Annotated in this window: 16 protein-coding genes and 1 pseudogene; 8 read left to right on the top strand and 9 right to left on the bottom strand. The window is 69.2% G+C overall.

The annotated features are described in order from the left end of the window. The first annotated feature begins 551 nt into the window (after window positions 1–551). The 4 genes from ABT296_RS37520 to cutA all read left to right on the top strand — a co-directional run bounded on the left by ABT296_RS37520 (window position 552) and on the right by cutA (window position 3,017). Entirely contained in the window at window positions 552–1,055 is a 504-nt protein-coding gene (locus ABT296_RS37520; protein WP_351934460.1) for a hypothetical protein, read from the top strand. A gap of 614 nt (window positions 1,056–1,669) precedes the next feature. After that, complete coding sequence (locus tag ABT296_RS37515) at window positions 1,670–1,978, top strand: hypothetical protein (RefSeq protein WP_351934458.1); 309 nt, start codon at window positions 1,670–1,672, stop codon at window positions 1,976–1,978. Window positions 1,979–2,390: 412 nt separating this feature from the next. Continuing rightward, window positions 2,391–2,648 carry a hypothetical protein gene (locus ABT296_RS37510; protein ID WP_351934457.1) on the top strand — a complete coding sequence of 86 codons (258 nt, stop codon included), beginning with the start codon at window positions 2,391–2,393 and terminating at the stop codon, window positions 2,646–2,648. A gap of 48 nt (window positions 2,649–2,696) precedes the next feature. After that, window positions 2,697–3,017, top strand: coding sequence for a divalent-cation tolerance protein CutA (gene cutA, locus ABT296_RS37505; protein WP_351934455.1), 321 nt, complete (start codon window positions 2,697–2,699; stop codon window positions 3,015–3,017). Here the strand turns inward: cutA and ABT296_RS37500 are convergent. Then, window positions 3,014–4,243, bottom strand: coding sequence for a helix-turn-helix domain-containing protein (locus tag ABT296_RS37500; protein ID WP_351934453.1), 1,230 nt, complete (start codon window positions 4,241–4,243; stop codon window positions 3,014–3,016). The two genes, cutA and ABT296_RS37500, sit on opposite strands and share 4 nt — an antisense overlap. Before the next feature lie 221 nt (window positions 4,244–4,464). Here ABT296_RS37500 and ABT296_RS37495 point away from each other — a divergent pair, with 221 nt between their 5' ends. Then, a complete protein-coding gene (locus ABT296_RS37495; protein ID WP_351934451.1) occupies window positions 4,465–4,668 on the top strand; it encodes a hypothetical protein in 204 nt (67 codons plus the stop codon). Window positions 4,669–5,366: 698 nt separating this feature from the next. On the opposite strand, the gene ABT296_RS37490 is transcribed toward ABT296_RS37495, so the two are convergent. Both ABT296_RS37490 and ABT296_RS37485 read right to left on the bottom strand, forming a co-directional pair. Continuing rightward, a complete protein-coding gene (locus ABT296_RS37490) occupies window positions 5,367–5,684 on the bottom strand; it encodes a hypothetical protein (protein WP_351934449.1) in 318 nt (105 codons plus the stop codon). A 572-nt stretch (window positions 5,685–6,256) separates the two neighbouring features. Beyond that, window positions 6,257–6,454, bottom strand: coding sequence for a hypothetical protein (locus tag ABT296_RS37485; RefSeq protein WP_351934447.1), 198 nt, complete (start codon window positions 6,452–6,454; stop codon window positions 6,257–6,259). Between the two features lie 116 nt (window positions 6,455–6,570). Between ABT296_RS37485 and ABT296_RS37480 the strand changes: the two genes are divergently transcribed. Both ABT296_RS37480 and ABT296_RS37475 read left to right on the top strand, forming a co-directional pair. Further along, window positions 6,571–9,306: a helix-turn-helix domain-containing protein gene (locus ABT296_RS37480; RefSeq protein WP_351934445.1), complete on the top strand. Its 2,736-nt coding sequence runs from the start codon at window positions 6,571–6,573 to the stop codon at window positions 9,304–9,306. Between the two features lie 121 nt (window positions 9,307–9,427). After that, a complete protein-coding gene (locus ABT296_RS37475; RefSeq protein WP_351934443.1) occupies window positions 9,428–9,943 on the top strand; it encodes a hypothetical protein in 516 nt (171 codons plus the stop codon). Between the two features lie 425 nt (window positions 9,944–10,368). On the opposite strand, the pseudogene ABT296_RS37470 reads toward ABT296_RS37475, so the two are convergent. The 5 genes and pseudogenes from ABT296_RS37470 to ABT296_RS37450 form a co-directional block, all read right to left on the bottom strand. Next, window positions 10,369–10,481 (bottom strand): annotated as a pseudogene (locus ABT296_RS37470) (IS5-like element IS4811 family transposase); the annotation flags it as partial. Between the two features lie 67 nt (window positions 10,482–10,548). After that, a complete protein-coding gene (locus tag ABT296_RS37465) occupies window positions 10,549–11,421 on the bottom strand; it encodes an IS3 family transposase (protein ID WP_351934441.1) in 873 nt (290 codons plus the stop codon). After that, window positions 11,418–11,726, bottom strand: coding sequence for a transposase (locus ABT296_RS37460; protein WP_502977428.1), 309 nt, complete (start codon window positions 11,724–11,726; stop codon window positions 11,418–11,420). Before ABT296_RS37460 ends, ABT296_RS37465 begins: the two co-directional genes overlap by 4 nt. Before the next feature lie 54 nt (window positions 11,727–11,780). Beyond that, window positions 11,781–12,254, bottom strand: coding sequence for a S66 peptidase family protein (locus ABT296_RS37455; protein ID WP_502977427.1), 474 nt, complete (start codon window positions 12,252–12,254; stop codon window positions 11,781–11,783). Window positions 12,255–12,549: 295 nt separating this feature from the next. Beyond that, complete coding sequence (locus ABT296_RS37450; RefSeq protein WP_351934439.1) at window positions 12,550–13,224, bottom strand: hypothetical protein; 675 nt, start codon at window positions 13,222–13,224, stop codon at window positions 12,550–12,552. Window positions 13,225–13,676: 452 nt separating this feature from the next. Between ABT296_RS37450 and ABT296_RS37445 the strand changes: the two genes are divergently transcribed. Next, on the top strand, window positions 13,677–14,000 hold the full coding sequence (locus tag ABT296_RS37445) for a hypothetical protein (protein ID WP_351934437.1): 324 nt from the start codon (window positions 13,677–13,679) through the stop codon (window positions 13,998–14,000). Window positions 14,001–14,057: 57 nt separating this feature from the next. Here the strand turns inward: ABT296_RS37445 and ABT296_RS37440 are convergent. Continuing rightward, window positions 14,058–14,794, bottom strand: a 737-nt coding sequence (locus ABT296_RS37440) for a hypothetical protein (protein WP_351934435.1), incomplete at its 5' end; no start/stop codon positions are given.

Raw genomic sequence — 14,794 nt, 5'->3', positions numbered from 1 at the left:
CTGCAGTACCCGCTCCGCGGGTACTGCAGCGGCAAGCCGCTGCAGAGGGAACGGCTCCGCTGACGCTCCGCCAGATTCCCGCGCAAGCGCGGGAATTGAATTCCGCAAGCGGAATTCTGAAGGCAACCCAATTCGCGCAAGCGCGAATTGGGGGCACCCGCGCAAGCGCGGGTGCTGAGGCAGCAGCGAGGGACGGGTGTATCAGGTGCGGGCCTGTGTAGGGCTTGGGATTCCTAGCTACCACCTCCGCAGTAAGGGTGACGATCCGTCAAATGAGCCTTGAGTGGAGTGTCGACTCCTCCGTCGGAAACGGAACCTAACCTCCCATCTCAGCCGGGGTGCACTCGCCCTGATTCCGCTACTGCACGCATTGATGCATCATCTTGCAAAGCTGTGTAGCGATTGGAGATTCAGCCCACCATCGCTTGGGCTCTCCCGAATGGCTTGAAATGACGGATTCAGTTCAACTCCCCTAGGGGAGAATAACTGTGTCTGGTTAGGCGGCAACCTCACCAGGCAGACCAAATCATCCAGTAAGCGAAGGACCGAGAATGAAGCTCAAGCCCATTTCGATGGATGTATTCGCTGAAGCCCGGGACGAAGCCCACTTCGTACTCGCGCACATCATGGGGCGGCTGGCTCCGGGTGAGCACGTCCTACGGCTGGGGGTCGACATGGACGGCCAGGAGCGGCCGTTGAGCGCCACGTTGGCGCTGACGGTCGAGGGTGATGGCGGCCCGGAGGACATGGTGGGCGTGGACGGGGAGTACTTCGACAACTTCGCGTTCCTGCTGGCGTGCGGGCTGGCGCAGACGCTGTCGTACGGGGTGATGTACCTGCGCTCCCCCGCCGCCGAGCCCGGTGAGGGTCCGTCATGGATCGTGCAGGCGTGGCATCTGGCGTGGGGGGTGCTGTCCGAGTGCTCTGCTGCTGAGGCGGCGGAGTTGATCGGGGATGGGGAGGTGGCGGTGTTCCTGGACGCGCCTGGTGTCCACAGTGAGGACGACGGGGACGCGGAGGCGGTGTACCCGCCGGTGGCTTACACGATCCTGTAGCGGGCTTGGGCGGGCTGTGGATGGCCGTCACATGGCCCGCCTTTCGGCCCCGGTTCCGCCGCCGGGGCACAGGGCCGGGGTGCCCGGTGAGGGACCTCGGCACCCCGGCCCACCACTGAAGGCGCACCGCGCCGTGCTGCCCTGGTCGGCGCGCAGCGCGACCAGGGTTCCCGCCTTGCGGGAACCCGCCCCGCTTTGGAGCCCCCGGCTTGCCGGGGGCTTTCCCCTTGCCCGGCGCGCAAGCGCCGGGCCACCCGCTCCGCGGGGGAATAGGGTTTTGCTTTGCTGCGCCTTTTTGCTGTGCTCTTTTATGGTGGGGCTTTTGAGCTGGCGGGGAATTGTGTTTCCGGTAGGTCGGCAAACCTGGTCCGGAATTCCCCGCCAGCGGCCTCATCCAGTAAGGCTCTTCTATCCTAGGGGACGGTGTGAGGAGGGGGTGGCTGTTGATGGTGTTGGAGGGTGCGTCGCTGCGCCTGTTGCATGAGGGGCGGTGGGTGGTGAGCAGGGCGTGGATCGCTGGGCTGACGGGTGCATCGGCTGCGACGCTCACGCGTTGGTACGCGGAGCGTGATACGCGGCCGGTGGGGTGTCGTCATCCGGAGGTGGTGCACACGGTGAAGCGGACGCAGTACTTCGATCAGCAGGCGGTGGAGGCGTTCTGGGCGGCGTGGCAGGAGGATGTGGGGACGGGGCGGTTGGGCAGGGCCGGCCGTAAGCCGGGGACTCCGGCGAGCATCGACCGCAGCCGGCGGGACCAGGCGGTGAGTGTGGCGCTGGCCGCGCTGCACGCTGAGGGCGGCCACCGGCGGGGGCTGGCCGCGCGTCTGGCCCGTGAGCACGGCGGAGTGCCGCGCAGCTGGCAGCGGGCCGTCAACGAGGCCCGTGTCCTGTACGAGGCGGGAGACGCCGGCACCGCGCGCTGAACCCCCGAAGCCCACGCACGCCCAACTGTGCGTGCGGTGCTGCGCGGAGGCGGCCGCCGACGCGCAGCGGAGACGACGCCGCCCCGATCCCCCGGCCGCTCACTCCCGTACGCCCGCCCCTACCTTCCCTCCCCTTTTTCCTTGTTGGTTGGGCGCGGGGGTGTGCAGAGGGGGATGTCGGGCTGCCGACCACGCGCGAACCCGCGTGGTGGCCTGCGGGTATCCGACTGCGACCCGGTGGGCGTGCAGACAGTTGTCAGCGGGGTTGTCAGCCCGGTTGTCGGCGGGGTTGTCAGCCCGGTTGTCGGCGGGGTTGTCAGCCTCTTCCGGGTTACAACCCGGACACATACTGCTCGCCGCGGCCGTCGGCACGGCATGCTCGCCCCCCTACTCACTCACCCCAGGGGGCACCGTGGCGACGTACAGCGAGATCCAGAAAGCCGTTCGTGTCGAGAAGTTCCGCATCTGGTTCGCGTGGGCGTGTGGCGCTTGGGTCGGCATCGGCGTCATCGGCACGACGCAGGACATCCGTATCTGGGGCGTCGTCACACAGATCGTGTTCGGCGGCCTCGGGGTCCTCGCCACGGTGGCGGCGGTGCGGATGACGAACGCTCTGAACCGGCGGGCCGAGGCGTCCCGGCGCGAGGTACTCGGCAGCGACTGGCAATAGGGCGGGCCGTCTGCCGCGGCTCCGGGGGCGCCGCCTACGCTGCCGCCCATGGCTGACTTCCTCCAGGTGTCCACCGCCACACCAACTCGTGAGCAGGCGGTGGCCCTTGCTCGCTCTGCGGTCGCCGAGCGGCTCGCCGCCGGCGCGCAGATCATCGGCCCCGTCACCTCGGCGTTCTGGCACGATGGAGAGTTCGGCACCGGCGAGGAGTGGCAGCTGCTGCTGAAGACGACCGGCGTGCGCTACCCGGCGCTGGAAGCCCACCTGATCGAGCACCACCCGTGGGAGAACCCCGAGGTGTGCGCCACGGAGATCGTGCAGGGCGCGGCCAGGTGCCTGGAGTGGATCACCCGCTCGACCAGCGATTAGCCGACGCGCCGGAGGAGTTCAGCTACCGCGGGGACCGTTGCGTGGTCTATGGCGAGGGCGGACACGACGTGCTCGACCCGGCGCTGCGGTCTCGGGGAGGCCACTCCTTCGGCGAGCTCTGCAGCGCGCTGGGTCACCCGCGCTGCTTCCTCGACTTCTCCGGCCAGCAGGTAGGCCTCGGCGAGCCATGTCGAGTACAGGGCCGCGTCCCGTGCCTGGGTGTGGTCGAACTGTGCCAGGCCGCGCAGCAGCAGCGGTACCGCCCGCAGTGGTCGGCGCAGTTGTGTCCAGCAGCGGCCTGCCATGATGTCCAGCTCGATGTGGTCGACCCAGGCTGACCAGTCCGGTTGCGTGTCGCCTGCGTCGTCGGCGTCGAGGGCCTGTCGCGCGGCGGTGAGGGCCTTATCGGTGGCGTTGGCGTCCTGGGCTACGGCGTGTGCCCATGCGGAGCGTTCCCACAGCAGGGCCCGCACTGTGGCCGGTGCCGCCTCGGTGATCGCGTCGCAGGAGTAGGCGGCTAGGGCGGCGCCGGTGCGCGGGTCGCTGTCGGCGGCCTGGTAGGCGAGGAATGCCAGCGCGTTGCGGGCGAGGTCGTCGGCGCCGGCTTCTTCGGCGGCAGAGCGGCTTTCGCGGTAGAGGTCGGCGGCTTCCCGCTGCCGGCTGGCGTCGAATGCTGCCCAGCCCGCCTGTTGTGCCTGCTCGGCGAGGACGGCCAGCAGCTCCTGTCCCACCGCCTCCTTGTAGGTGGCGGTCCGCGCGGCCCGTTTGGTGGCCTGGTACTCGGCCGCGTACACGCGGTAGGTGTCGCCGCCGCCGAGGATGGTGTCGAGGCGGCGCAGCCGCGCGGTCCGCCGGCGTAGCTGTGTCACGGTGCCGGCACTGATGCGGTGCGGGAGGGCGGCGGGAAGGACGTCGGGGAGCGTTGCGGCGAGTCCTGCCGCCCCGGCTGCTGCGAGGAGGTCACGGCGCCCGACAGGCGCGCTCTGGGCTGTCGTCTGCCAGGGGCGGGGCGCGAGGCCGACCATGTGTCCCGGCACGCGCAGGGCGTCCGCGATGGCGGCGACCTTCCCGAAGCTTTCGACGCGGCCGAGGCCTCGCGCGAGTGCGCCGACCCGCTCGGGTTTGATGCCGCACTCGGCGGCCAGCTTCTGGAAGCTGATCCCGGCGTGTTCCCGGGCCAGCTTGAAGACCGTCCCGAAGTCGTGCGCGCGAAGCGCCTCAGCCATCGCGGGGAGTTCGAGGAGGGCGGCCGGTAAGGCGGTGGGCGGTTGGTGCGCGGGCACAAGGTCCCCCAATGTGTGGCGGGTGGCCTGCGCCGCCGGGCCTCCCCATCAGGGGGATACCCCTTGGTGGGATGGCATCCGTGGTGCAGGAGCGAATCGTTGGCCGAAAACCCCCGGGCGGCCGCAGCCACGACCCCCGGGGCGGCCGACTGGTTGGAGTCGACATGGCCGACAGTACGCAGGCCCCCGTGCCCGTGCGCAACCCCGCCGCCTACGGCTGGTGTGCGTGGCATGAGAACTACGCCCGGGGCGTCCGCCTGATCCACGTCATCGAGCAGGGCTCCGGACCGGGAACCGCCGGCAAGCGCTTCGCGTGCCGCCCCTGCCGCCACGCCTACGACCTGGTCCCGCTCGCCGACCGGCCGTGACGAGCGAGGCCCTGCCAGGTCCGCCCGGTCGAGATCCGCCACACGCCGACGCGCTGACCTTCCGCCAGCTCCAAGGATGGGCCTGCTGCTGGTGCAACACCTCCCTGATGACCCGCCCCGGCGTGACCAGCGCAGGCCGCGCAAAAGACGACCAGGGATGGAGCATCGAGGTATACGCATGCCGGCCGCAGTGCCCGCAACGCCCCGGCAAGCCTCGACCGTGACACCGTCCGGTGCGGCAGCTCAAGGTGACCCTCGCATGGGCTCCCCGGTCCGCCTTCAGCAGTGCAGGCGGCGAGAGGGCGGGCGGGTACGGCGGAAGCCGGGGCTGGATGTGAAGGTTGAGGCGCTGGTCGTCGCAATCGAGTCTCCACCGAACCCGGGGCGGTTCAGACACCGTGCCACCACAGCGACAGCCGCCCAGACGGCGTGGCGATCTTTCCCTGCATGCCCACCCATGTCGATGGCGGGCAGGGAGCATGCTCTTGCGTTGCCACGCTCCCTGCCCCCGGTCCGCAAGGGTCACCACGTTGATCTGACAGTGGTGATCCGGTAGCGAGGCCGGCGCACCGTCTTAGGGTGAAGCCGTGCCCTCATTTTGAGAGGACTGGTGCGGTTGCGGGTGCCATACAGGGCACTGGGTCCGCCTCCGGCGACTTACGGCTTCCGGATGTGATGCACACAGCGGGAGCACACCCTTAGACCAGGTGCCTCCACCACAGGTTCACTCCGCCGTTCGAGCCGTTAGCGCAGTAGTAGTACTCGCCGTTGGCTCCGTTGATGTCGTTGTAGCGGAGCATGTTTGATCCGATGGCCGCTTGCCGGCAGAGATTCCACGCAGTTGCGTACCCCCCGGCCACGGTCCCGTCACCGGGCCGGTCGTAGAAGGTCTGCCGGTATTCGTTGACGTAGCCGGCAGGTGCCGCTGCGGCGGTGGCCGCACTCATCGTGATGGCCGCTGCGGATGCTGCGCCCATCATGCCTATGGTGATGAGTGCTCGCTTGAGCTGCTTCAAAGCTTGGTACTCCGTTTCGAACTTATCTGCTGTGAAAGCGTCGTGGACGTCCCGTCATGTCCACAGGAGTGGTCCGCCGAGCTAGCTCGGGCGACTTGGTTCCCACCCGTGCACGTACGAGAGCAGTCAGAAAGTTCATCGAGTTCTCCGGCACCATCGCGGGCCGTCAACTCCACACGCACCAGATTGCGTTTGGCCTGCTGGACATGCACTGCCGGAACCTCACCGGTCAGTCCGGTCCTTCAGTGAGCGCTACGCGGCGCTGAAGGCGTTGTTCCTTGAGGAGGGTCTGGTGGCGCTGTTGTCGTTGTGCCCGACCACGACCGACCCAGAGCAGGCGGCCGCGTAGCTGACCGACGATTGCGCGGCGGCGTAGGTGCGGGCGCCGGGCGGCTCAGCGGGCGCGCTTCGGCTTGTCAGGTCGCGCGCGGTTCAAGTCTGCTTCGTTCAGATTCGCCCTCTCCAGGTCCACGTGGGACAGGTCCCGCGCAGAACAGGTTCGCGCCGGGCCTCGCAGCGCCACAGGCGACGAACCACGCAAGGCACAGACCGGACCGCAGGAGCACCAGCCGTCAGGTGAGGAAGGCGGAAAGGGCGGCGGTGACGGCGGCAGCGAGGGTGATGACGGCGGCGAAGGCGGTGGCGGAGCGGGTGAGCGTGGCCGGCCAGGTCGCTGCGTCCATACGGGCCAGCGTGCCCGCGCCGACGGCGGCCAGCAGGGCGAGGAGAAGGATGACGGTGGCGGCGAGGACGACGACGGTGACGGCCACGGCGGACTCCCTGGACACGGTGGGGTGCTGACAGGGACGAAGCTCCCGGAACGCCTGTGCGCCATGGTCCACGGCGACAAAGATGAACACAGGCACACACCATCGGGGGCCAGCGCATGCACGAAGGACCGGACCGCGACGCGGCGCACGCCGAGCTGCGCAGGCGGCTCGACGAAGGACGGGCCGCTGCCCGCCTGAATCAGACCCAACTCGCCAGGCGGGCCGGGCTCGGCCGTACGACGGTGTCGAAGGCACTCTCACCCCAGGGGGACGTTCCGTCCGTGGACACGGTGACCGCCCTGGCCGGAGCGCTGCGGCTGCCGGTAGATCAGTTGCTTGAGTTGCGGCGGACCGCGGCTGGCGAGACGGGTGGGGTGTCGGTCGGTCTGCCGGGGCCGGGCCGTCCGATCGGTGAGTGGGATCCGCACGAGCTGGAGGTCCACCCCGCCGGCACCGGGCCGACCGCATCGGGCGCCGACGGCGTGCGGGCACTACCCGGGTACGTGCCCCGCGGACACGACCGGGTCCTGGCCGAGGCGGTCACAGCGGCCGCGGCGGGCCGCAGCCAGATCCTGGTCCTGGTGGGCGACTCATCAACGGGCAAGACCCGGGCCTGCTGGGAGGCCGTCAAGCCCCTCGCCCAGGAGGGGTGGCGGCTATGGCATCCCTTCGACCCCACCCGCGCCGAGGCCGCCCTGGAAGACCTGCACCAGGTCGGGCCGCGCACGGTCGTCTGGCTGAACGAGGCGCAGCACTACCTGGGTGATCCCTCGTTCGGAGAACGGATCGCGGCGGCCGTGCACCGGCTGCTGACTGATAGCGAGCGCGGTCCGGTGCTGGTGCTGGGGACACTGTGGCCCGAGTACGCCCACCAGTACACCGCCTTGCCCGAACCGGGCCGGGCGGATCCGTACAGCCGTGTGCGGGAACTGCTGGCCAGCCACACACTGAGCGTGCCCGGCACGTTCGATGCCGCGGCACTGGCCTCCGCAGCCGTCCTCGCGAAGGCGGGTGACGCGCTGCTGGCGGACACCCTCAGTCGGGCACGCGACGGCGGCCGGGTCACCCAGGACCTGGCCGGCGCCCCCGCACTCCTCGACCGCTACCAGGACGCCACCGGGGCTGTCAGGGCGCTGCTGGAGGTAGCGATGGACGCGCGCCGTCTCGGCGTCGGCCTCCGCCTGCCCTATCCGTTCCTGACAGATGCCGCACCCGGCTACCTCAGCGAGGCCGACTACGACCGGCTCACCGACGACTGGGCAGAGCAGGCCTACGCCCAGCTCGCCGCACCGGTTCACGGCCAGCAGGTGCCCCTGCGCCGCACCACCCGCCGGCCCGCATGGAGCCCACCCGCACCCGCCCCCACCACCAACACCGCGCCCCCTCCCCCGCCGTCTGCCTGGCCGGTGTTCCGGCTCGCCGACTACCTCGAACAACACGGCCGCACCACCCGCCAACATCTGTGCCCGCCCGCATCCTTCTGGCACGCCGCCCACACCCACCTCACCCACCCCAACGACCTCAACAACCTCGCCGAAGCCGCCGTGAACCGCCACCGCCTGCAATGGGCCCACTACCTCCGCCAAGCCGCCGCCCACCACGGCCAAACCGACGCCCTGGTTCGCCTGGCCATGGTGCGGGAGAGCACCGGAGACCGGGAGGGGGCCAAGGCGCTGGCCCGCAGGGCTCTCGAACATGGTGACACTCGCGCTGTGGAACGCCTGGCAGAGCGACAGGAGGAGGCTGGCAACTGGGAAGAGGCCGAGACCCTGTACCGGCACGCCATCGACGGCGGCAGCGCCAGGGCCTTGATCCATCTGGCGGAATTGCGGGAAAACGCCGGGGACCGGGAAGAGGCCGAGACCCTGTACCGACGAGTCGCCGAACACGGCGGCGTCCTCGGGCTGTTGCATGTGATCACGGTGAAGGATGAGGCAGGGGACCGGGACGGCGCCGAGACCCTGGCCCGCCTGACCGCCGACGATGGCCACACCCTGTACCAGCTGGCCGTCTCGCGGGAAGCCGCCGGAAACAGGGAGGGCGCCACGTCCCTCTACCAGCAGGCCGCCGACCACGGCAGCACCAACGCCCTGTTCCGCCTTGCTGTGCTGCGAGGGCTGGCTGGCGACGAGGAAGGCGCCGAAGCATTGGCCCGCCGGGCCGCCGACCGCGGCAACGTCGACGCCCTGCGCCAGCTGACCGTGATGAGGGAGAAGGCCGGGGACCGGGACGCAGCCGAGTCCTTGGCCCACCAGGCGGTAGGCCGCGGCAGCACCACTGTCTTGGTAAGCCTGGCCGAGATGAGAGAGGAGGCCGGCGATCGGGAGAGCTCCACGGCCCTCTACCAGCAGGCTGCCGACCACGGCGACACCAACGCCCTGCATCACCTGACCATGATGCGTGAGAGCGCCGGGGACCGGAACGGGGCCGAGGCCCTCGTCCGCCAGGCTGCCAACCACGGCAACACCCTGGCCCTGCTGCAGCTGGTCATGGTGCGGGAGAGCGCCGGGCACCCAGACGCAGCCGAGACGCTGGCCCGTCAGGCCGCCGAAGATGGCAGCACCACCGCCCTGACCCGTCTGGCCGAGGCACGGGAGCAGGCCGGGGACCAGGAGAGCGCCACAGCCCTCTACCGCAAGGCCGCCGACCACGGAAACGTCTCGGCCATGACCCGCCTGGCCAACATGAGAGAGCAGGCCGGGGACCACGAGGGCGCCGAATCCCTCTACCTGCAGGCCGCCAACCACGGCCACAGCCCCGACATGCCGTTCCCGCTCAGCCTGCTGACCAGCAAGCGTTGGCCGCACGGCCTGGACCCGGACGGCACACCAACCCCTCCCTGGCAGCCGTGACTGCCCGGGCACCTCCGATGAAACCAGCTCGACCACGATGCACCATGAAAGGAATCATGTCCGAGTGACGTCGACAGAAGCAGGAGCACTCGCCCTACAGGACCATGCCGCCCTCTGGCGCATGGGAGAGATCAGTGCGACCGATGTCGTCACCAGCGCCTGTGATGCGCTCATCGCCGGCCTCGACAGTCCCGCCCTGCGGATGCTGGCCGCGTGCACACGCGCGGAGGCGGATTACGACGTCCACGGCCTCCTCCCCCCAGCACTCGACGAACTGGGCCTCCTCTTGCGTCCAGCGGGCAGCCTTGCCGGACAGGAAGCCGCCGCACGAGCACTTGCCGCCCGTACGCTGGCCGGCGAGTTGACACCACGGGAGTTGCCTTTCCGGATCCACCAGCGCTTCGGGCACGAACTCCCCCTGGCCGGACAACTCGCCAACCTGGACGACGAGTACGACATCCTCGAATACGGCGACAGGACGCTGGCACAGGTCGACGCTGATGTTCTCGCCGAAGCCCTTCGGATCACCCAGCAAACATCACGTTCGGATGGGGCGACGGATTCTGAGCACCAAGACCGAACCGGAGGAGGGCGATTTGACGTTCGAGGCGTTGAGGTGGGCTCTGGCCCGGGATGAGTCCATCAGCGGGCCCGCGGCCTTGGCTGCTCTGCTGTCGGGCGCGCGGTGGGAGGTTCCTTCGAGTACGGCCTCGGCGCGCACGTTGTGGGCGATCTGGTGCGGCCGGTTGGATATGCTGGTGAAGATCGGAGAGTTTGATCCAGGTCGGGTGGAGAGCCTGGCTCAGGCTGTGGACGGGCTCCACGATGTAGGAGACGCGCGGGTGTACATGGCCACAATCGTCGACCCGCCACGCCGGTTTCACGTCTACCTCTCAGAGGACCTCACCCGCTGTGTCGGAGCGTGGGAAGGCCGCGTGAACGAGCAAGCTCCCCGAACGGCACCCTGAACCCAGGCGGCCTGGCAGGAAGTGCGGTTGGCGGGCGCGCTGGTGACCGAGGTCAGTCCCGTGTCTGCTCACGAGAGGCTGGCTGGGTCGCTCGGCGGGTGATGCGCCTGGCTATCAGGGTGATTGCAGCCCAAGTGATCAGTGATTCGGGTGCTGGACGAGGCGCTCGTAGTCACGGGCGTGTCTGCGGACGTGCATAACCCAGGCGGTTGTCAGTCCAAGATCTGCGTCAGTTGAGCTTGTTCAGCTTTGACGGACACCATTGGTGTGGTGGTCAGGCCGCGAGTGCGGTCTCGTATTCGACGGGACTGCGGTAGCCGAGGCTGCTGTGCAGACGGTGCAAGTTGTACCAGCCCTCGATGAAGTCGAAGATCGCGGTGCGGGCGACGGCTCGGCTGGGCCAGGTTCTTGTGTCGAGCACCTCCCGTTTGATGGTGGCGAAGAACGACTCGGCGAGTGCGTTGTCCCAGCACTGGCCGGTCCGGCCGACCGACAGACGGACGCCGAACTCCGTTGCCAGGGTGGCGAATTGCTGGCTGGTGTACTGGCAGCCGCGATCCGAGTGAAAGATCACCGGCCGGGTGGGGCGACGCTGTCGGCAGGCCGCCATGAGAGCGTCGGCGACCAGATCGGTTCGTAGGTGATCGGCCGTCGCCCAGCCGATCACCCGGCGGGAAGCGATGTCGATGACGGTAGCCAGATAGAGCCATCCCTCCTCGGTGGGGACATAGGTGATGTCGCCGCACCAGCGGGTGTCGACTCCGGCCGGGTCGGGAGCGAAGTCGCGGACAACGAGGTCGGGCCGGGACGCGGCCCGCGGGTCGGGGATCGTCGTCACCTGCCGTCGTCTGCGGTGTTGGCCCTGCAGCCCGGCGTTGCGCATCAGTCGGGCGATGCGGCGCCGTCCGCACTCCTCGCCCTCGCGTTTCAGGACGGCGTGGACTCGCGGGGCGCCGTAGGTCCCGCGGGACCGCTCATGAACCTCGGTGATCTTCTCGGTCAGCTCGGCATCGCGGACAGCCCGCGGACCGGGCATGCCAGTGCGGCGGGCGTAGAAGGCGGTCCGGGAGACCTTCAGCAGCTCACACGCTCGTTTGACGCTGTGACCTGCACGCTTCTCCGCCTCGATGAACGGGTGCACCGTCACCGGGTCTCCTTCGCGAAGAAAGCCGTCGCACGCTTGAGGACCTCCACGTCCTCCCGCAGCCGGCGGTTCTCCCGCCGCAGCGCGGCCAGCTCCTCGCGTTCACTGCTGGTCAGGCCATCGCGTTTGCCCGCGTCGACCTCAGCCTGGCTGACCCACAGCCGCACCGCGGTCTCCGTCAGGTCGAAGTCCTTGGCGACCTGACCGACCGAGCGGTCACCGCGTCGGCACAGCTCGACGATCTCGGCCTTGAACTCCGGCGTGAACGAACGGCGAGGCCGAGGCTTCTTCTTCCCCATGCTCTCCATGATGGACATCCTCCCGGGGCAGAACCCCTGATCTCGGATGTCCGTCAAAACGGATCAAGCCCACAGTTCGCTCCGGCTCGGTGTGTGAACGATGCGGCCGTACGCTCCGTCAACGATCGCCATGTAGGGCGGCACGTGGCCGCACTCGATGTCGGCGATGATCGGCACGTTGAGAGAACCGAGTGCGTCGAGGACGGCCTCGTGCTGGCGGAGGGAAAGGTTGTTGGCCGTGTTGGTCTGGCCGACGAGAACCACGTTCGCCCGGTCGAAGAACCGGCAAGCCTCATGCCACGCAAGTTCCCCGGCAGATAGTGAAGGCATCGTCGCCAGCTGCCTCCACGTACACGAGGAGCCATCCGGTGAGTCGTTGCGTGCGAAGGCCGAGGCGTCGATGCAGCCGCCGATCAGCCTTCCCTCGGCCTCCACGTCACCACTCCCGTCGAGGCGGGTCCAGGCAACTGCGGAGTCGAGCGTGTACTCGCGTATGTCCGGGCAGGCGACGAAGTCGCGAGCGGCGCCAGAAGTCATGCTGGAACAGAGCCGCTGCCCTGGCTGTCCGCCGAAGGCAAACCCTGCTTCCTCGCCCCCGGCGGGATCGTCTCACGCCTCGCCTACGAAATGACGCCCGGCAGCCTACCGTGGCCGCGGAGGTCCTCGGCGCCGCGGGCCAGGTTCTCAGCACCCCCTGGACCCAAACGCCCAGGTGCGCTACGCCGCGATCCGGCTGCGCGTGCCTGGCCGACCTCGTGCGGCCTGCGGAGCCGCGGGGGTAACAGCTGCCAGGAAGGCTCGTGGGAGGCCCCGAGGCCGTTGCACCTGGTGGTCAGGCCGCGGTAGGGATGTAGGGCGCTACTGCGGCTTGTGCCATCGTCCGTAGTTTCGTGAAGTAGGAGGCGCAGTACTCCTCGTTGATCAGGGGCACGACCTTGTCGAGGTCGGTGATGCAGCCCCAGAGGTTGGCAATGCCAAGGTCGTCGAGTCCGCCGTTCAACTCCTTCTGCACGAGGCCGGCGACGTCGGCATCCAGGAGAACCAGGTCCACGCCGTCGAAGTCCACGCCCCGGAATCCGTCGGGGAACAGTGCGCGCAGGTGGTCCTCCCACAGGCGTGCGAGTCCGCCTTGGGGCTGTACTCCGCCCACGCCGGCGGCTGTCTCCTCTGGCGCGGACGGTGGTCGGAGGAGCAGGGAGACGGCATCGAAGACGGCATGCACCATGGCGACGGCCTGGATGGGGCGGAGGGCGGCACTTGACTCGGCGCCCTGCTGGAGGTTGTCGCGGAGCAGTCGGCAGTGATCGAGTTCGGCGGCGAGTCCAGCCGTGATTAGCCCTGTGCCGGTGGCCCGCTCGATCAGATCGTGGAGTGGTTCGTTCACGGCCAGACGCTCGGCGAGCACGTGCTCCAGGGCGAACAGGGAGTGCGTGACGGCGACGGTGGCGAACTCGTACCGGTAGTAGGAGTGCCGGATGAGCTCGCGGGAGGTTTCCAGCACGCTCATGACGCACATCGAAGCGCCGCCTGGCACAACCAGGTCGGCAACCAGGGCGTGCATGTCCGCAAAGTCGAGTACGAGGTCGCGGGCACGCGGGTCCCGTACCGGCTGAAGCAGCGGGTCGGACGGCGGTGGCAGGGTGTTCACCGGCGCAGTCTTGTCGTCGGAAGCCTATGGGTGCCATCGGATTTACTCGGGGCGGTTGGTGGCCTGATGGCGCATGTCGCCACCGGCCTGGTCCGGCCTTGGAGCAGAAGCTCAGCAGGCGTTGCCCGTCTCGGGTATGGCCAGAGCCTGCGCCGCTCGGCGACGCATGAGCGTGGCCCCGGCACGACGGTCACGCGGGTCGGGCCGTGAACCCACCCCACCTGGTCTCCCTCGTCCGTGCCGGAGCCCGCTTCGAACGCGGCCAGCTGGTCGAACGCCCCGCCAGCACTGCGGCATAGAGTCTGGTGACCATGACCGACCACCACACCTACGGCACCAGCTCCCACACCACCGGCGAACTGGTCCGGCTCGTCAGTGACCGCCTCGGGCTGGTCTTCACCAAGCGCGACAGCGACTACCGGGGCGCCTACCACCTCGCCGGCATCCCCAACGGGCGGATCGAGATCCAGCCCAACCCGATCCCCAGCAACGACGATGAAAACGACCTCTACACCCCGGAACACCCAGCGGCCCAAGTGCTGCTGCTCACCACCACACCGACCCCGGACCCCGCCCTGCAGACCCGCCTGGACTCCATCGAAGGCCTCACCCACCTGAACCACGAGACAGCGTGAACAGCTACCGGGTCCGCTTGTTCGACGCCGAACGTAGGTGAGGATCTGCTCTCGCCGTCAGGACCGCGGGGCCCACGGGTCGTCGTACTGCCTCGGGTCAGGCTGTTCGGGGTGGAGCATCGTACGCAGGCAGCGCTGCAGCCCCGTCTCGCCGGATCCACTGGCGGCGGCCATCCAGGGCAGGTCGTCCATGGTGCGGGCGCGCTCGTCGGTGGCGAGGCCGCCGACGGCTGCGTGCAGGTCGTCGGGGGCGGTTTCGTCGGTGAGGCAGAGCCATCCGATCGCGGCGGCCAACCGGACCTCGAGGGCTCGGGTGCGGTCCTGCCAGCACTCGCGCAGCAGGGCGGTGGTCGGCGGGTGGGGGCGGGCACGGGTGATTTCGGCGGTGGCGAGGAGCAGCGCAGCACGGACGTCCGGGGCCGGCTCGGCGGTGAACCGGGCGCGCAGGGCGGTGCGGACCGTGCCCTCGAGGTCGGTGACGGTGGCCAGGGCGTAGGCGGCACGGATCCGCGTCGCCGGGGCGGGGTCGTGCAGCAGGGGCAGGAGGAGGGCGGCGTCGGCGGTGATCGCGGCCCGGGCCGCGGCGACCGACCAGCCCGCCGGGTACCCGGTCACCTCAAAGCCGTAGTCGTCACAGTCGACCTGCCGGATCCCGGTGCGGTGGAGCAGCAGTTCGGCGCGGGAGGCGACGCCGAGGTGGCGGGCGCGGGCCGGGGCGGGCACCTCGGCGAGCGCGGCGGTGCGGTGCGGGTGGTGCGGGTCGGCAGCGATCCGGATCAGGAACGCAACGGCCA

The organism is Streptomyces sp. NPDC000983 (genome assembly GCF_040299205.1).
In the GTDB taxonomy this organism is placed as follows: Bacteria; Actinomycetota; Actinomycetes; order Streptomycetales; family Streptomycetaceae; genus Streptomyces.
The sequence above is the reverse complement of the archived record's forward strand: the minus strand, read 5'-3'. Positions and strand labels throughout refer to the sequence as shown.